The sequence below is a fragment of the Streptomyces viridiviolaceus genome (assembly GCF_014650995.1).
Taxonomy (GTDB): Bacteria; Actinomycetota; Actinomycetes; order Streptomycetales; family Streptomycetaceae; genus Streptomyces; species Streptomyces viridiviolaceus.
In genome coordinates this window covers 189709-206482 of record NZ_BMWA01000003.1, presented here as the reverse complement: position 1 = coordinate 206482, position 16774 = coordinate 189709, and the positions used below count along the sequence as shown (strand labels likewise).

At 72.0% G+C, this 16774-nt stretch carries 16 protein-coding genes and 2 tRNA genes; 11 read left to right on the top strand and 7 right to left on the bottom strand.

The window, feature by feature from the left end; all coding sequences use genetic code 11:
* The first annotated feature begins 326 nt into the window (after positions 1-326).
* Complete coding sequence (locus IE260_RS05005) at positions 327-2183, top strand: putative bifunctional diguanylate cyclase/phosphodiesterase (protein WP_189869234.1); 1857 nt, start codon at positions 327-329, stop codon at positions 2181-2183.
* Here the strand turns inward: IE260_RS05005 and IE260_RS05000 are convergent.
* Positions 2159-3259 (bottom strand): LLM class flavin-dependent oxidoreductase, encoded by a 1101-nt coding sequence (locus IE260_RS05000; RefSeq protein ID WP_189869233.1) that lies wholly within the window; start codon positions 3257-3259, stop codon positions 2159-2161. The genes IE260_RS05005 and IE260_RS05000 overlap by 25 nt on opposite strands.
* A 119-nt stretch (positions 3260-3378) precedes the next feature.
* Here IE260_RS05000 and IE260_RS04995 point away from each other — a divergent pair, with 119 nt between their 5' ends.
* A complete protein-coding gene (locus tag IE260_RS04995; RefSeq protein ID WP_229880419.1) occupies positions 3379-4245 on the top strand; it encodes a trypsin-like serine protease in 867 nt (288 codons plus the stop codon).
* Positions 4246-4483: 238 nt separating this feature from the next.
* Here IE260_RS04995 and IE260_RS04990 read toward each other — a convergent pair whose 3' ends face one another.
* Both IE260_RS04990 and IE260_RS04985 read right to left on the bottom strand, forming a co-directional pair.
* Positions 4484-5215: a maleate cis-trans isomerase family protein gene (locus IE260_RS04990; RefSeq protein WP_189869231.1), complete on the bottom strand. Its 732-nt coding sequence runs from the start codon at positions 5213-5215 to the stop codon at positions 4484-4486.
* The gene (locus IE260_RS04985; protein WP_189869230.1) at positions 5212-6051 is read right to left on the bottom strand and encodes a maleate cis-trans isomerase family protein; all 840 of its coding nucleotides are present in this window, start codon (positions 6049-6051) and stop codon (positions 5212-5214) included. Before IE260_RS04985 ends, IE260_RS04990 begins: the two co-directional genes overlap by 4 nt.
* Before the next feature lie 228 nt (positions 6052-6279).
* Here IE260_RS04985 and IE260_RS04980 point away from each other — a divergent pair, with 228 nt between their 5' ends.
* Together IE260_RS04980 and IE260_RS04975 are read left to right on the top strand one after the other, a co-directional pair.
* A complete protein-coding gene (locus IE260_RS04980) occupies positions 6280-7239 on the top strand; it encodes a D-2-hydroxyacid dehydrogenase (protein WP_189869229.1) in 960 nt (319 codons plus the stop codon).
* Between the two features lie 17 nt (positions 7240-7256).
* Positions 7257-8654 (top strand): amidase, encoded by a 1398-nt coding sequence (locus IE260_RS04975; protein WP_189869228.1) that lies wholly within the window; start codon positions 7257-7259, stop codon positions 8652-8654.
* Here the strand turns inward: IE260_RS04975 and IE260_RS04970 are convergent.
* Positions 8635-9129: a DUF3830 family protein gene (locus IE260_RS04970; RefSeq protein WP_189869227.1), complete on the bottom strand. Its 495-nt coding sequence runs from the start codon at positions 9127-9129 to the stop codon at positions 8635-8637. The genes IE260_RS04975 and IE260_RS04970 overlap by 20 nt on opposite strands.
* 107 nt (positions 9130-9236) lie before the next feature.
* Here IE260_RS04970 and ehuB point away from each other — a divergent pair, with 107 nt between their 5' ends.
* The 6 genes from ehuB to IE260_RS04940 all read left to right on the top strand — a co-directional run bounded on the left by ehuB (position 9237) and on the right by IE260_RS04940 (position 13416).
* Positions 9237-10160 (top strand): ectoine/hydroxyectoine ABC transporter substrate-binding protein EhuB, encoded by a 924-nt coding sequence (ehuB, locus tag IE260_RS04965; protein ID WP_189869226.1) that lies wholly within the window; start codon positions 9237-9239, stop codon positions 10158-10160.
* Positions 10157-10861 (top strand): ectoine/hydroxyectoine ABC transporter permease subunit EhuC, encoded by a 705-nt coding sequence (ehuC, locus tag IE260_RS04960; protein WP_189869225.1) that lies wholly within the window; start codon positions 10157-10159, stop codon positions 10859-10861. The genes ehuB and ehuC overlap by 4 nt, the downstream gene beginning before the upstream one ends.
* Positions 10858-11508, top strand: a complete 651-nt coding sequence (gene ehuD, locus IE260_RS04955) for an ectoine/hydroxyectoine ABC transporter permease subunit EhuD (protein ID WP_189869224.1) — start codon at positions 10858-10860, stop codon at positions 11506-11508. Before ehuC ends, ehuD begins: the two co-directional genes overlap by 4 nt.
* Entirely contained in the window at positions 11498-12283 is a 786-nt protein-coding gene (gene ehuA / locus IE260_RS04950) for an ectoine/hydroxyectoine ABC transporter ATP-binding protein EhuA (RefSeq protein ID WP_189869223.1), read from the top strand. The genes ehuD and ehuA overlap by 11 nt, the downstream gene beginning before the upstream one ends.
* A 198-nt stretch (positions 12284-12481) precedes the next feature.
* Positions 12482-13240: an IclR family transcriptional regulator gene (locus IE260_RS04945; protein WP_189869222.1), complete on the top strand. Its 759-nt coding sequence runs from the start codon at positions 12482-12484 to the stop codon at positions 13238-13240.
* 102 nt (positions 13241-13342) lie between these two features.
* A tRNA-Lys gene (locus IE260_RS04940) sits at positions 13343-13416 on the top strand.
* A 56-nt stretch (positions 13417-13472) separates the two neighbouring features.
* Here the strand turns inward: IE260_RS04940 and IE260_RS04935 are convergent.
* The 3 genes from IE260_RS04935 to IE260_RS04925 all read right to left on the bottom strand — a co-directional run bounded on the left by IE260_RS04935 (position 13473) and on the right by IE260_RS04925 (position 16390).
* Positions 13473-14078, bottom strand: a complete 606-nt coding sequence (locus tag IE260_RS04935) for a lytic polysaccharide monooxygenase auxiliary activity family 9 protein (protein WP_189869221.1) — start codon at positions 14076-14078, stop codon at positions 13473-13475.
* Positions 14079-14219: 141 nt separating this feature from the next.
* Positions 14220-15353: an SPFH domain-containing protein gene (locus tag IE260_RS04930; protein ID WP_189869220.1), complete on the bottom strand. Its 1134-nt coding sequence runs from the start codon at positions 15351-15353 to the stop codon at positions 14220-14222.
* A 59-nt stretch (positions 15354-15412) separates the two neighbouring features.
* Positions 15413-16390, bottom strand: a complete 978-nt coding sequence (locus IE260_RS04925; protein WP_189869219.1) for a peptidoglycan-binding protein — start codon at positions 16388-16390, stop codon at positions 15413-15415.
* A 187-nt stretch (positions 16391-16577) separates the two neighbouring features.
* Between IE260_RS04925 and IE260_RS04920 the strand changes: the two genes are divergently transcribed.
* A tRNA-Lys gene (locus tag IE260_RS04920) sits at positions 16578-16651 on the top strand.
* Positions 16652-16774 lie beyond the last annotated feature (123 nt).

Sequence of the window (16774 nt, the reverse complement as noted above, 5' to 3'; positions counted from 1 at the left end):
GAGCTGGCGCGGCACTGGGACCTCCGGGGCGGTTCGCGGGACACCGCACCCAGCTTGTGCAGGTTTTGTGTGCTTCGCCCTGTTCGCCTGCACCGGACGGGTGAGCCGCACGAAATTCCGCCGCAGCCGTCGCCCTCGAACCACTCACGGAACGTCACAACTGGTCGGGGGCGTGAAGAAGCCGTCCAAGGGCGGGCAGAAACGATCTGCCAGAGGTGCTGTCGGGCCCGGAAAGCGGCACAGCGGCTGGAAGGGGCCGGGGCCAGCCTCTATGATCGGCACACTTTCCTGCACGGACAGAGATCGAGGCACTGCGGGAGCGAGCGGTGAGCGGAACGTCCGAAGGGCCGGCGCCCGCGGCAGACCTCGACCGGTCCGCCGTCACAGACAGTGACATCGACCTGGCTCCTCGTACGGAGCCCCCGACCTATCGCTCGGTGTTCACGGCCGCCCCGCTCGCCATGGCCGTCGTGGACTCCGAGGGCCTGGTCGTCAGCGCCAACGACACGCTGGGCACGCTGCTCGGCACCGACCCCGGCGCGCTGGCCGGCTGCCCCGCGGCCGACCTGGTGGACCTCGCCTCCGACGCCGGTACCTGGCACGCGTACCGCGAGGTGCTGCGCGGCCACCGGCCCCGGCTGCGCTGCACCCGGCGCCTGAAGCGGGCCGACGGACAGTCCCTGTGGACCCAGGTCACCTTGGCACCGCTGGCCGGGGACACGCCCGGGCTGCTGCTGTCCGTCGCCGACATCAGCGCCCGGCGCGAACTGCAGGCGCGGCTGCGCCATCTGCAGATGCACGACCCGGTGACCCGGCTGCCCAACCGTGCCCTGTTCTTCGAGCGGCTGACGGCCGCGCTGGAGCCGGAGTCGCACGGCCGCGGCGGCACCGGGCGGATCGGCCTGTGCTACCTGGACCTGGACGGTTTCAAGGCCGTCAACGACACCCTCGGCCACAGCGTCGGCGACCGACTGCTGGCCGCCGTGGCCGAACGGCTCACGCGCTGCGCGGAGGAGGCCGGTCACACCCGGGCCGGGGCCCCGCTGGTGGCCAGGCTCGGCGGCGACGAGTTCGCCCTGATGGTGGAGGACTCCACGGGCACCGACCAGCTCGCCGAACTCGCCGAGTCCGTCCTGGCCGCCCTCCAGGCCCCGTTCGAGCTCTCCGGCCGCCGCCTCTCGGTCACCGCCTCCGTCGGCGTCGTCGAGCGCCACACCGCCGGGACCACGCCCACCGCGCTGATGCAGGCGGCCGACACGACCCTGTACTGGGCCAAGGCCGACGGCAGGGCCCGCTGGACGCTCTTCGATCCCGAGCGCAACGCGCACCGCATGACCCGCCAGGCCCTCGCCTCCACGCTCCGCCCGGCCATCGACCGCGGCGAGTTCGCGCTCGAGTACCAGCCGCTGGTGGGCATGGAGGACGGCCGGGTGCGGGGCGTCGAGGCGTTGATCCGCTGGAATCATCCTCAGTTCGGCGTACTTGCGCCGAATCGGTTCATCGCACTGGCGGAGGAGGACGGTTCGATCGTTCCCCTGGGCCGCTGGATCCTGCGCACCGCCTGCCGCCAGGCCCGCCGCTGGCAGCTGGACCATCCGGAGGAGCCGCCGATCTTCGTCAGCGTCAACGTGGCGGTCCGCCAGGTGTGGGACTCCGACCTGGTGGCCGACGTGGCACAGACCCTGGCCGAGACGGGTCTCGCGCCGCACCTGCTGCAGCTGGAGCTGACGGAGTCCGCCGTGATGGGCTCGGCGGGCCGCCCGATCCAGGCCCTGAAGGCGCTCAGCGACATGGGTGTGCACATCGCCATCGACGACTTCGGCACCGGCTACTCCAACCTCGCCTACCTGAGCCGTCTGCCGGTGTCGGTGCTGAAACTGGACGGGGCCTTCGTACGGGGCTTCCAGTACGAGGGCCGGGACACCGAGCGGGACGCCGCCGCCGACGTGGCGAACCCGGCGGACGAGGTCATCGTCGAGGCGATGGTCCAGCTCGCCCACCGGCTCGGCCTCACCGTCACCGCGGAGTGCGTGGAGACCTCGGACCAGGCCACCCGGCTGCGCCGCATCGGCTGCGACACCGGGCAGGGCTGGCTCTACTCCCGTCCGGTGTCACCGGACCGCATCTCCGAGCTGCTGGGCAGCCCCGGGGCCGGGATTCAGGCCGGCGTGGGCAACCCGTAGGCGTCGGCGATCAGTTCGTAGGAGCGCAGGCGCACGTCGCCGCCGTGGGCGTTGGCGGTGAGCATCAACTCGTCGGCGCCCGTCCGCTTCTGCAGGTCGTCGAGTCCGGCCCGGACCTCGTCGGCGGTCCCGTGGATGACGTTGGAGTTCCATGAGTCGACGAACTCCCGCTCCATCGGGCTGAAGTCGTAGGCCTCCGCCTCCTCGGGCGTCGGCACGAGCCCCGGGCGCCCGGTGCGCAGCCGGACCATGTTCAGCGCGGCGGCCAGCACCTGGCGGCGGGCCTCCTTCTCGTCGTCGGTCGCGAGCGCGGAGACCCCGATGAGGGCGTAGGGCGCGTCGAGGACGGCGGACGGCCGGAACGACTCCCGGTACAGGTCCAGCGCCGGAATGGTGTTCTGCGCCGAGAAGTGGTGGGCGAAGGCGAAGGGCAGGCCGAGGGTGCCGGCCAGCCGGGCACTGAACCCGGAGGAGCCCAGCAGCCAGACCGGCGGGCGGTGCGGGGACTGCACGCCGCCCGGGGAGGTGGCCTGGACCGGGCCGGGGACGGCGTGGATGCGCCGGTAGGGGTGGCCGTCGGGGAAGTCGTCGTCCAGGAACCGGATCAGCTCCATGAGCTGCTGCGGGAAGTCGTCGGCGCCCTCGCCCGGCCGGTCGGTGCGCCGCAGGGCGGCGGCGGTGGCCCCGTCCGTGCCGGGCGCGCGGCCGAGACCGAGGTCGACCCGGCCCGGAGCCATGGCCTCCAGCGTCCCGAACTGCTCGGCGATGACGAGGGGCGCGTGGTTCGGCAGCATCACGCCGCCCGAGCCGAGCCGGATGCGGTCGGTGTGGGCGGCGAGGTGGGCGAGGATCACGGCCGGCGAGGAGGAGGCGACGCCGGGCATGGAGTGGTGCTCGGCGACCCAGTACCGGTGGAAGGCGCGGGACTCCGCGAGGCGGGCGATCTCGACGCTGGTGCGCAGCGCGTCGGTGGCGGTACGGCCGGCACCCACGGTGACCAGGTCCAGGACGGACAGGGGTACGGGTGCGGTGCCGTGGGCTGTGCCCCGGATCTCCTCCGTCGCGTCTGTGGACATGGTGGGATGCCTCCTCGTTCGGGTCTCGTTCGCCCCGGGATCAACAGGGGGCGGGGGGTGGTTATTCCTGGCCGCGGGCTTTGCGTGCCGCGCTGGTCCCCCGCCCCGACCGGGACCTCGTGCTGGCGAGGCTGTCCTCGCCGGTGTGGGGCATCACGCCCGTCGCGCTCGGCTCGCAGGCCCCCGTCGACGGCGAGGAGCTGTCCGTGGCGGGCTACGGCCGCACCGCGGACGGGTGGGTGCCCGACCGGCTGCATGCCGGGTCGTTCACCGTGACCGGCACCCGGGGAGCGGAACTGGACATCGACAGCGAGGACGCCTCGGTCTGCATGGGCGACGCGGGCGGTCCGGCGGTCCGGGCCGGCGCCGGGGGCGACGAGCTGGTCGCCGTCAGCAGCCGTTCCTGGCAGGGCGGATGCTTCGGTTCCGACGAGACCCGCCGCGCCGCCGTCGAGACCCGTCTGGACGACATCACGGACTGGATCGGCACCCGGGTGGCCCGCTGGTCCCTGAAGGCGCAGGCGACCGGCGGGTACGTCTCCGCCGAGCTGAACGCCACCGGTGACGACGCGGGCAGGCTGCAGGCGCGCGCCGACGCGGTCGCGGGCTGGGAGCAGTTCACGCTCCACACCCGCGACGGCGGCACGACCGTGGCGCTCCGCTCCGCGGCCAACGGCCTGTTCGTCTCCACCGAGCTGAACCGGACCGGCGCCCACGAGGCGATGCTGCGGGCCCGCTCCGCGTCCGTCACCGGCAGCTGGGAGCAGTTCACGCTGGTTCCGCAGGGCGGTCAGTACGCCCTGCGGGCGTCGGCCAACGGCAAGTACGTCGTCGCCGAGGCGAACTACACCGGCGAGGACACCGGCCTGCTGCGAGCCCGCTCGACCAGCGTGGCCGGCTGGGAGCGCTTCACGCTCCAGCACGCCGACACCCTCCGGGTCGTGGGCGCCGGCCCGGTGGGCCCGACGCCGTTGCCGCTGGGCTGATCGGTCAGGTCGCCGCAGCAGGCGGCCCCGAAGCGCGACGTGCGCTCGGGGCCACTGCTGCGGTATGATCAATCTGCCCGGTCCGGGGAGCAACTCCCGGCGAATGGCAGTGCGTTGGTGGTCCAAGGAAAGACGTCCCGCTTCCTGCGGGGAGATGCAGGTGCAAGGCCTGCCCGGCGCTCGACCAGAACCCCGGTTCCGCATCCGTGGAACCGGGGTTCTTCCGTGCCCCGCGCCCTCACACCTGTACGATCGGCTCCCGCGTGAACAGCGCTCCCAGTTCGGGGGCGTGCACCCGGCGGTCCGCCAGGCGCAGCGCCTCCCAGACCGTGACCTGGTTCGCCGTCAGGACCGGCTTGGCCAGCTCCTTCTCCAGCGCCGGGATGTACGCCGCCGTGTGCAGTGCCGTGTCGGGCAGGAGGACCGCCTCCGCCTCCGGGTGATCGGCCGCGCGGGCCAGCGCCAGGACCTCCGGCTCGCCCCACGTGCCGACCTCGGCCGCCGTGACGATGCCCGAGCTGCGGACGCCGACGACCTCCAGACCGGCCGCGCGCAGGAAGTCCGCGAAGAGCTGGGCCACGTCCTCGGGATATGTCGCCCCGATGGCGACCCGGCGTACCTGCAGTTCCCGGATCGCGTGGACGAAGGCGAAGGAGGTCGAGGAGGCGGGCATGCCCGCCGCACCCGCCAGCGTGCGCACCTGTTTCTGGGCACCCTCCCAGCCGTGCACGAAACTGCCGCTGGTGCACGCCCACACCACGGCGTCGGCGCCGGCGTGCCGCAGTTCCTCGACGCCCGCCGCGAGCCGCTGCGGCGAGCCCATCTCGCGCAGGGCGTCGACGCGGTGGGCGTCCTCACCGATGTCGGTGTGCACCAGGTCCACCCGGATGTCGCTGCCCAGGAGCTGCTCGATGCGTGGGTAGTCGTCCTCGCCGGAGTGGCCCGGGTACAGGAATCCCAGTGCTGTCATGTCCACCCTTCCTGCTGCTGCTCGTCTTCGGGCAGTCCCGGAACGCCGGGTGCTCCCGGAACCTCCGGAACCTCCGGCATCACGGGACCGGGCCGTGCCGCCGGGTCGATCAGCGCCTGATACGGCCCCACAGCACGGGTACCCAGTCGGCGCAGCGCCGCCCACATCGTCACTTGGTTGGCCGAGATCACCGGGATGCGCAGCTCGGCCTCCAGCTGGGGGATGACGTCGTAGGTCGGAAGGTTGGTGCAGGAGATGAACAGGGCGTCCGCGTCCCCCTGGCGCCGTACCGCCCGGCGTGCCATCTCGGCCACCTCGCGGTAAGGGACCTTCCAGATGTGCCGGGTCAGGCCCATGAAGGCGCGGCCGGTGACGGTGACACCTCCCTGGGCGACGTACTCCTCCAGGGACCGGGTGACGGAGACCGTGTACGGCGTCACCAGCGCCACCCGGCCCACGCCCAGCTCGGCCAGGGCCTCCAGCAGCGCCCCCGAGGTGGTCACGGCCGGGGTCGCGCCCGCGCGGGTCATCGCCGCGCACATCGCCCGCTCGCCGGCGACACCGCCGACGAAGCTGCCCGAGGTGCAGGCGTAGGCGACGACCTCGGGGGCGATGGCGTTCAAAGTCCGGGTGGCTTCCTCCAGCGTCTCGTGTTCGCTGACCAGTCGGGCCAGGTCCAGGCTGACCTCGACCGGCACGTACGGCGTTCTTGTCATGTGCAGGGATACCTCGTCGGGCACCCAGCGCCACAGCTCGCGGTCCAGCGCGAAGTCGAAGGGGGCGACGACACCGATCCCGCGCTGCGGGGCGGGACCACCCAGAAAGGAGATGTCCATGGCAGGCACCGGCCTCACGCTGAGAGAGGGGAGGACAACGCACCGTACGGACGGCCGTGTTGACGACGGTAGGTTCCGGTGCGAGCGTGGTCAATCCGCCCACGTCACCGCCGGGTGAACAGCTGGTCGGTCCCTCGACGGCGCCCGCCCCGACTTCCGGCCGGTCACCCCGCAGCGGGCCCTGCCGGACCGCCCCCAGCCCCTTCTGCCCCGGAGAAACCCCTGCCGATGACCACCCCCGGCCTCTCCCCCACGCTCCTCGTCCTCGACGCCGAGCCCCGCCCCCGCCTCGGCCGGCTGACCGGACGTGCCCGGATCGAGTACGCGGACGAGTCGGACCTCGCCGAGCGGCTGCCGCACGCCGACGTCCTGCTGGTGTGGGACTTCACCTCGCACGCCGTGCGCGCGGCCTGGCCCGGCGACGGGCCGCGTCCGCGCTGGGTGCACACCGCGAGCGCCGGCGTGGACCACCTGATGTGTCCGGAACTCGCCGCCTCGGACACGGTGGTCACCAACGCGCGCGGTGTCTTCGACGAGCCGATCGCCGAGTACGTCGCCGCCCTCGTCCTGGCGATGGCCAAGGACCTGCCGCGGACACTGGAGTTCCAGCGGGAGCGGACCTGGCGGCACCGGGAGTCGCAGCGGGTGGGCGGCAGCCGCGCCGTCGTCGTCGGGTCGGGGCCGATCGGACGGGCGATCACGCGCACGCTCGGGGCCCTCGGCATCACCACCGCGCTGGTCGGGCGTACGCCGCGCACCGGTGTCCACGGCCCCGAGGACCTGGACCGGCTGCTGGCCCGCGCCGACTGGGTGGTGGCCGCCGCACCGCTGACCGAGGACACGCGCGGCATGTTCGACGCCCGCCGGTTCGGCGTGATGCAGCCCTCCGCCCGGTTCGTCAACGTCGGACGCGGACAGCTCGTGGACGAGGACGCGCTCGCCGAGGCGCTGTCCCGGCACTGGATCGCGGGCGCCGCCCTGGACGTGTTCGAGGCCGAACCGCTCACGGCCGCGAGCCCGCTGTGGCAGCTCCCGGGCCTGATCGTCTCCCCGCACATGAGCGGCGACACGGTCGGCTGGCGGGACGAACTGGGCGCCCAGTTCGTGAAGATGTACGAGGACTGGGCGGCGGGGCGGCCGCTGCCGAACGTGGTCGACAAGAAGCGCGGATACGTACCCGGACACTGACGCCCCTGGGAGGGTGCATGACCGACCTCACCGAGCTGACCGCAGTGCGGCTCGTCGACGGCTACCGCAAGGGCGAGTTCAGTCCCGTGGAGGTGACCCGGGCCGCGCTGGAGCGGGCCGAGCGGATCCAGCCCCAGGTGAACGCGTTCGTCCGGCTCACCGCCGAGGAGGCGACGCTGCGGGCCCGCGAGTCGGCGGAACGGTGGCGGCGCGGCGAGCCGTGCGGGCTGCTCGACGGGGTGCCGGTGACGGTGAAGGACATACTCCTGATGCGCGGGTGTCCGACCCTGCGCGGCTCCCGGGCCGTCTCCCCGGACGGCCCCTGGGACGAGGACGCCCCGTCCGTGGCCCGGCTGCGCGAGCACGGCGCCGTCTTCCTGGGCAAGACGACGACGCCCGAGTACGGCTGGAAGGGCGTGACCGACTCGCCGCTGTCCGGCGTGACCCGCAACCCCTACGACCCCGCGCGCACCGCCGGCGGGTCGAGCGGGGGCGCGGCGGCGGCCGTGGCGCTCGGTGCGGGACCGCTGGCGCTCGGCACAGACGGCGGCGGCAGCGTACGGATCCCGGCCTCCTTCTGCGGGATCTTCGGCCTGAAACCGACGTACGGCAGGGTCCCGCTGTATCCGGCGAGCGCCTTCGGCACCCTGTCGCACGTGGGCCCGATGACGCGCGACGCGGCGGACGCGGCGCTGCTGCTGGACGTGATCGGCGTGCCGGACGCCCGCGACTGGTCGGCGCTGGGTCCGGCGCCGGGGTCGTACACCGACGCCCTCGCCGAGGGGGTGCGGGGGCTGCGGGTGGCGTACTCGCCGTCGCTCGGCGGGCAGGTGGCTGTGCGTCCGGCGGTGGCGACGGCGGTGCGGCGGGCGGTGGAGCGGCTGGCGGAGCTGGGCGCCTACGTCACGGAGGCCGACCCGGACTTCGCCGAACCGGTGGACGCCTTCCACACGCTGTGGTTCAGCGGGGCGGCGCGCGTGGTGCAGCGGCTCGGTCCGCGGCAGCGGGCGGTGCTCGACCCGGGGCTGCGGGAGATCTGCGCGGCCGGGGCGCGGTACTCGGCGCTGGACTATCTGGCCGCGGTGGACGTCCGCATGGAGCTGGGGCGCCGGATGGGCAGCTTCCACGAGTCGTACGACCTGCTGGTCACGCCGACGTTGCCGATCACCGCGTTCGAGGCGGGTGCCGAGGTGCCGAAGGGCTCCGGGCACCGGCGGTGGACGGGGTGGACGCCGTTCACGTACCCGTTCAACCTGACCCAGCAGCCGGCGGCGTCCGTGCCGGTCGGGACCGACGGGGACGGACTGCCGGTCGGGCTGCAGCTCGTGGCGGCCCGGCACCGGGACGATCTCGTCCTGCGGGCCGCGCACGCACTGTACGAAGCGGGAGGCGCCCTCACGCCCGGCGGAAGCTGAGCGTCTCTCCCTCCGCCCCCGACCGCCACAGGTCGTTGCAGGCCTGAGCCATGGCGTCCAGTCCCTCCACGACCTGGCCCCAGACGATGCCGGGCACCCAGCCGACATCTCCGTTGAGCAGCAGGTTGTTGCGCTCGTAGAACAGTGCCAGGTCGACCAGGGTCGTGCCCGCGCGGACCTCGCGGTCGTAGCCGTACGCCTTGGTCCCCAACTCCGCGCCGGAGAAGGCGAAATAGCACAGGTCGCCGGGAATGGGAGTGACCGTCGGATTCTCCAGCGGCGGTTCATTCGTCGCGAAGGGCGGAAACAGGGCGTAGATCTCGTTCCGGGCGTATTTGGCGTGATACACGTCGCCGGCGAGCGGGAGCGCGTCCCAGACGGCGGCGCAGGTGATCGGGGCCCGGTCGTCCAGCAGTTGGGCCGTGCACGTGACGGCGCGTTTGACCAGCGAGACTTCGATGTAGCGATCGGCCATGCCCTCCATGGCAGTGCGCGGCGCGGCCGCGGTCAAGGGCGCAGGGCCGTCGTGCCGGACTGAAAAAGACCCGCATAACTTGCATGCCTTCGGGTAGCCGCGCGCCCATGGCTCCACCACACAGAACCCCCCTGCGGGGAATATCCGTCCACCGCCCGTCCGGGCCCACACGCCGGTCGCTGCTCGCGGGGGTCGCGGCGCTCGGCGCGCTGGGAGCCGCCGGCTGCTCGCGCGTGGCGTCCGCTTCGAACGTGGAAGGCGGCGACCTGCTCGACCGGCTCCGGGCGCAGGGCGTCGCCCGGCTCGGCATCGCGGGCGAGATCCCCTTCGGGTACATCAGCAAGGACGGTGAGCTGACCGGCGAGGCGCCGGAACTGGCGAAGGTGATCTTCAAGCGGCTCGGGGTGGACCGGGTGCAGCCGGTACCGACGGAGTTCGGCTCCCTCATCCCGGGCCTGGCCTCGCAGCAGTTCGACGTCGTGGCCGCGGGGATGTACATCAACCCCGAGCGCTGCGAGCAGGTCATCTTCTCCGACCCGGACTACCAGATGCTCGACTCCTTCATCGTCCGCAAGGGCAATCCGATGGGGCTGCGCAACTACCAGGACGTCGTGGAGAAGAAGGCCAGGTTCGCGACCGGCACCGGATACGCCGAGATCCAGTACGCGGTGGAGGCCGGGTACAAGGAGGGCGACATCCTGATCGTGCCCGACCAGGTGGCCGGCCTGAACGCCGTCGAGGCCGGGCGCGTGGACGTGTTCGCCGGCACGGCGCTGACCACCCGCGAGGTGGTGAAGAAGTCCGCCAAGGCCGAGGTGACCGAGCCGTTCAAGCCGATCGTGGACGGTGAACCGCACGTCGACGGGGGCGGCTTCGCCTTCCGGCCGACCGAGACCAAGCTGCGGGACGCCTTCAACGCCGAGCTGGCGAAGCTGAAGGAGAGCGGGGAACTGCTCCGCATCCTGGGGCCCTTCGGGTTCACCGAGGCCGAGATGACCGATCTGACCGCGAAGGAGCTGTGCGGCGGATGACATCGGGACTGTGGGAACTCGTACTCCAGGGCGTCTGGGTCACGATCCAGCTACTCGTCCTCGGTGCGCTGCTGGCGACGGCGGTCTCGTTCGTCGTCGGCGTCGCGCGCACGCACCGGCTGTGGATCGTCCGCTTCCTCGCGGGCTTCTACACCGAGGTGTTCCGCGGCACCTCCGCGCTGGTGATGATCTTCTGGGTGTTCTTCGTGCTGCCCCCGGCCTTCGGCTGGCAGCTGGTGCCGCTGTGGGCGGGCACGCTGGCGCTGGGGCTGACCTACGGGGCGTACGGCGCGGAGATCGTGCGCGGTGCGCTCGTCGCCGTCGATCCGGCGCAGAAGGAGGGCGGCATCGCGCTGAGCTTCACGCCCTGGCAGCGGATGCGGCTGATCCTGCTGCCGCAGGCGGTGCCGGAGATGATCCCGCCCTTCTCCAACCTGCTGGTCGAGCTGCTCAAGGGCACCGCGCTGGTGTCGATCATGGGCATGGGCGATCTCGCCTTCAGCGGCAACCTGGTGCGCCTCGCGCTCCAGGAGAGCGCGGAGATCTACACGTACATCCTGCTGATCTACTTCGTGATCGCCTTCCTGCTCACGCGGGTGATGCGCGGACTGGAGAAGAAGCTGAAGGCGGGCGTCGGAAAGTCGGCGCCCCGGCGCGAGACGGTCACGCCCGAGCCGGCCGGGATCGGGGGTGCCCGGTGAAGTGGGACTGGAACGCGGTGTCCGAGTTCATGCCGCACTTCTGGGACGGACTGCTGGTCACCCTGAAGATCCTGGTGCTCGGCTCGCTGATCTCGTTCGCCCTCGGTCTGGTGTGGGCGCTGCTGATGCGGGTGCCGACCCGTTGGGTGACCTGGCCGGTCGGGGTCGTCACGGAGTTCGTCCGCAACACCCCGCTGCTGGTGCAGCTGTTCTTCCTCTTCTATGTGCTGCCCGAGTGGAACGTGACGTTCTCGGCGCTGACCACGGGCGTCATCGGTATCGGGCTGCACTACTCGACGTACACGATGCAGGTCTACCGGGCCGGCATCGAGGCGGTGCCGGTCGGCCAGTGGGAGGCCGCGACGGCGCTGAACCTGCCACTGCGGCGGACGTGGGCCGCGGTGATCCTGCCGCAGGCCGTCCGCCGGGTGGTGCCCGCCCTCGGCAACTACGTGATCTCCATGCTGAAGGACACGCCGCTGCTGATGGCGATCACGGTGCTGGAGATGCTCGGTGAGGCGCGGCTGTTCTCCCAGCAGAACTTCCAGTTCACCGAGCCGCTGACGGTGATCGGCGTGGCCTTCATCGTCATCTCCTACCTGGCCTCCCTTGCCCTGCGAGCCCTGGAGCGACGCCTTGTCCACTGACACCCTCCCCAACCCCGGGAAGAGCCCCGAGAAGCCGGCCGGCGAGCTGATCCGCCTGGAGCAGGTCACCAAGCGGTTCGGGGACAACACCGTCCTCGACCACCTCGACTTCTCGGTCGCGGCCGGCAAGCACGTCACCCTGATCGGGCCGTCCGGGTCGGGCAAGACCACGATCCTGCGGCTGCTGATGACCCTGCTCAAGCCCGACGAGGGCACGATCACCGTGGACGGGCAGCAGCTGTTCCCGGCGAACGAGAAGCAGCGCCGCGAGGTGCGCAAGCAGATCGGGATGGTGTTCCAGCAGTTCAACCTGTTCCCGAACATGACCGTCCTGCGCAACATCACCGAGGCGCCGGTGACCGTGCTCGGCCTGTCCAAGGACGAGGCGGTGGAGCGGGCCAAGGAGCTGCTGGACATGGTGGGCCTCGCCGACAAGTGCGACGCCCACCCGGCCCAGCTCTCCGGCGGCCAGCAGCAGCGGGTCGCGATCGCCCGGGCGCTGGCGATGCGGCCGAAGGTGCTCCTCCTCGACGAGGTGACCTCCGCACTGGACCCGGAACTGGTCGCGGGCGTGCTCGACCTGCTGCGGGACATCGCGCGCAGCACCGACATCACCATGCTCTGCGTGACCCACGAGATGAACTTCGCCCGGGACATCTCGGACCAGGTCCTGATGTTCGACTCGGGACGGGTCATCGAGGCCGGTGCGCCGGAGAAGATCTTCAGCGAGCCGGAGCACGACCGGACGCGGGAATTTCTCAGCGCTGTCCTCTGACTACGCCGCGTGCGGGCCCCAACGTACGAGGTCGGGGCGCTGGGGCCTGACGTGGGCATATGCCAGAGTGCCGACACCGCAGTTGAGGACACCGCAATCTCGTCAACGCCCCCTCGCGGCAGGCTTTTTCGCGGCTATCGTGAAGGGGATCCGCTGTCCGGATTACGGCCCTATCAGCGAGCGCAGGGGGAGACCACCGTGGCGCTGCAGCACAAGCCGACCGCGCCGCACCACTCGGCCCAGCACGCCCTGCGCGTCCTGGAGACGGTGGCGCGACACAGCACCGGAATCACCGACACCGAGCTCGCCCGCCAGACGGGTCTGGGCCGGGAGCGTCTGACCCCGCTCCTGCGGATGCTGCGCCGCGAGGGGTACGTCGAGCAGGTCGCCGACGGGGCGTACGTCACGGGCGAGGCGCTCGCCCGCCTGGGCTCGGCCCACGGCCGCGAGCAGGCACTGCGCGAGAAGCTGCAGCGCACCCTGGACCGGCTGCGCGACTCGGTCGGCGCCGCCGTCTACATCAGCCGGTACGTGGACGGCGAGGTCAGCGTCACCCAGTACGCCGACAGCCCGGCCGCTCCCAAGGTCAACGAGTGGGTCGACTTCCGTTTCTCGGCCCACGCCACCGCGGTCGGCAAGAGCCTGCTCACGCAGCTGGACCACGCGGGCCGCCGCGATCACCTCGCCCGGCACAAGATGGCCCGCCTGACCTCCCGCACGATCACCAGCGACAAGCTGCTGCTGTCCCGCCTGGAGTCCCAGCCGCCCACGGTGCCGGTCCTCGACCTCCAGGAGTACGCGGTCGGCACGGTGTGCGCGGCCGTACCGATCACGGCCGGGTCTGCCGTGGGCTGCCTGGCGCTGTCGCTCCCGGTGGAGCACGCCCACCGGCTGCGCCGGGCGGCGGACGCCCTGAACCGGAACGCGGCGCCGGTGCTGCTGTCGCTGGCCATCTAGGGCGGCCCGCCCCGGCCGGCGCCCGGGTGGTCGGGAGCACTCCCGCGGACCAGGTAGTATTTTCTTTGTCGCCGGCCGCGGGAAGCGGACGGCGGGAGTCATGCGCCGCTAGCTCAGTTGGTTAGAGCAGCTGACTCTTAATCAGCGGGTCCGGGGTTCGAGTCCCTGGCGGCGCACGGAAAAGGAGCCCCTCGCAGCTGCGAGGGGCTCCTTCCGTTGTCCGGCCGGCCGGTCAGAAGGTGACGTCCGAGCAGGCGTAGAACGCGTTGCCCGTGTCGGCGACCGTCCACACCGCGAGGATCACGTGGTGGCCGCTCAGCCCGGACGGCAGCGTGCCGCTGTGGGAGAGCGTGGCCGGCGGCTGCTGGCCGCCGTACGGCACCGTCAGGAACGGCGTGAGGTTGAGGTCGGACCGGGCCAGGTTGTGGTTCTGGTTCCAGCCCGGCTTGGTCACGTAGTACTTGAAGTCGGTCGTGGCGTGCCGGGCGGTGAACTGCCAGCGGAAGCTGTAGCTCTGCCCGCCGGTCACCCTGGTCGTCGGCCAGGCCTGGCCCGACGGCGTCTTCGGGGCGTCGAGCTGGGCGAACCCGGTGTTGCCCGCGGAACAGATCCGCCCGTCGGCCGGTCCGGCCGCCGGGAAGCCCTTCGGGCCCTCGACGCTCTGCGGCTCCCACTGGATGGCACCACAGTTGCTGACGGTGCCGTTCTGGCACACCTTCTGCCGGCTGACCGGCAGGTCGGTGTAGCCGTGGCCGCTGGCACCGCCGGAGGAGAGCACGAGGGCTCCGGTGGTCGCCATGCCCACCGCGGCGGCGTACAACTTGGTCCTTGTGCGCATGCTGCTGCTCCTGGGACGTGGGGGAGGTTCAGTGAGCCTTGCAGGTCTAGACCAAGTCTCAGACTATTGCCGTTAGTTGAACATGTCCATACCAATCGAAGAACCGATCCGAGGCCTCGTCCGGCCCCGGACACGGGTCCGTCAGGGCCCCAGATCCCCGCGCCCCGCGCAGAACGCCACCGTCAGGTCCCGCACCAGCACCTTGCGGTCGTAGTCGTCGAGCTCGACGAGCCCGCGCGTGGTCAGCCGGGTCACCGTGTCCTCCACCGAGTCCACCACCGAGGTGAGCACGCTCGCCCGCTGCCGGGCGTCCAGCGCCGCGATACGGCGGCGGTGCATCGCGGCAGCGACCTCGGGGGCGTACTCGACCCGGACCGGCCGCACCGAGAAGACCTCCAGGCCGACCGGCGTCACGTCCGCGGCCACCAGCCGGGTCAGCGCGTCCCCGCTCGCGTCCGCGGCACCCCGTGCGGCGCCGGGCGGGTCGACCGGCACCCGGGCCAGCGCCGCCTCGACGCACTCGCGCAGATACGTCTCGTGGTCCTCGATGCCGAGGGTGGCCCGCGCGGTGTCCCGCACCCGCCACACCACCAGCGTCACCGCCCTGAGCGCGACCCCGTTGCCGTCGGCCGCCGGCATCGGCTCGCTGCGCCAGTGCCGCAGCCGGACGTCGACCCGGCGGCGCAGCAGCAGCGGGTTGACCCACATCAGGCCGGTGCGCCGGACGGTCCCCCGGTAGCGGCCGAACAGCCCGAGCACCCAGGCCCGGCCGGTCCGGCCGCGGGCCAGCCCGCCGAAGCCGAACAGCGCCAGGGCCAGGGATCCCGCGTACGCCGCCCACTGCGCGGGCCCGAGCCCGGCCCCCGCGGACGCCGGCAGCCCCAGCACGTCGTCCGCGAGCGAGGGCGTCACCCCCGCCCACCAGGAGGTGAGCGCACAGCCGGCCACTCCGCAGGCCCCGGCGAGTACGCCCACCGCCCCGGGCACCACCCCGGCCCGCCGCTCGGTCAGCTCCGGGTCGACCTCCGGCAGCGGCTTCGGCTTCGCGGCGACGGGGCGCCGCAGGCGTGGCTCCTCCCCCGCACCCCGCCGGCGGCCGACGGGCGCGGGCGGGGCCGGCACCGGCACCGGGACGGGGTCGTCGCGGAACAGCAGGTGGACGGGGATCTCGGTGGTGGACTCGTTCTGGATGAGCCGGGCGCTCCGGAACGCGCCCTCCACGGGTCCGCCGGGCTCGGGGGTGGGTGACGTGGTCGTTGAAGAAGTCGTACTCATGCGTGCTCCAGCCTCCGCGCCAGATGCGTCATGAACGGGTGATCGACCTCGGGGGACGGTCACGAGAAGAGCCGCCGCCAGGTCTCCGGTCCGGGGTAGCCGTCCGCCGCGCCGCCGCGCCAGCCCTGGGCGCGCTGGAACGCCTCGACGCCGCGCCGGTCGCCCTCGCCCCAGCGCGGACCCGGTCCGGTGGTGTAGTGCCTGCCGAATCCTTTCCTCACCAGTTGTTCGCCGAGCTGGGTGACGTGCGCGTTGTCGGCACCCGGCCGGAACATCGCGCGGCCCGGGTAGCGGGGCACGCCGCCCGCGGCGCTCGCGGCCAGGCCCTTGTAGCGGTAGGGAAGGAATTTGCCCGAATTGCCCGAGTAGGCGTAGGGGGTGGTCTTCTTGCGGGTGCGCGGGCGGGTCTGCTCGTAGGCCGTGTAGGAGGTGTGCGTGTGGTCCGTCCAGCCGCCGAAAATCACCACGTGGGATCCCCTCCGGGGGTCGGCCGGATTGTGGAAGAGGAGGATGTCGCCGGGCTGGAGCTCCTCCTTGGAAATGCGGTCCGCGTACCGGCCCAGGCTTCCCGTCCATTCGTTCCCGGGCAGCTTCCAGGCCATCGACACATAACCCGAGCAGTCCTGCCGGTAACCGTCGGACCAGTAGGCCGTCATGCTGTAGGGCACCTTCGCGGCGACCCATTCCCTGGCCCGGTCGATGATCTCCGCACGGGTGATCCCCGGGAGATCGGTCCCGGCGGCCGGTCCCGTCGGCCTGCCCGCGGGGCCGTGCAGCGGAGCCGGGGCGCCCTGGGGAGTGCCCGGCTCGTCACCTGTGGGAACGCCCGGCCGGTCGGGTGCGTGGGCAGCGGCGTGCACCACTGCCGCCGGGCCGGTGGCGAGCGCCGTGGCGGCCGCCGTCGCCACGATCAGAGCCCGGTGGGCCGGGGCGGCGAGGCCGGCCCGGGAGTGCGGCAGGGCGGGACGCCGGTGACGGCAACCGGGGCAGTCGCAGTCGCTCACGGGATCGAGTTCCTCGAAAACCGGAGTCTCCATGCGATTCCCCTCACACTCCACGTGGAAATGTCCGCGGCGGCGGCTGCCCGTGCGTTTCTCAACTGACGTCGCGGTATGCATACTGACGTATCGAATGACGTAACAGCCTCCACCGGATCCGGACGGCCGGCGGAGCCCGTGGTCGGGAGCACCCTCCGGCGTCGGGTAGAGTTGTGCAGGTCAGCAGGCGCCGCTAGCTCAGTTGGTTAGAGCAGCTGACTCTTAATCAGCGGGTCCGGGGTTCGAGTCCCTGGCGGCGCACCGACACGGAAGGCCCCTCGCACGAGCGAGGGGCCTTCCGCCGTTCGGCCGGGTCCACGCCGGCTCCACAGGCTCCTCACACGTGCCCCAATGAGCGCGTATGACCGGTAAACACCTCGTTTC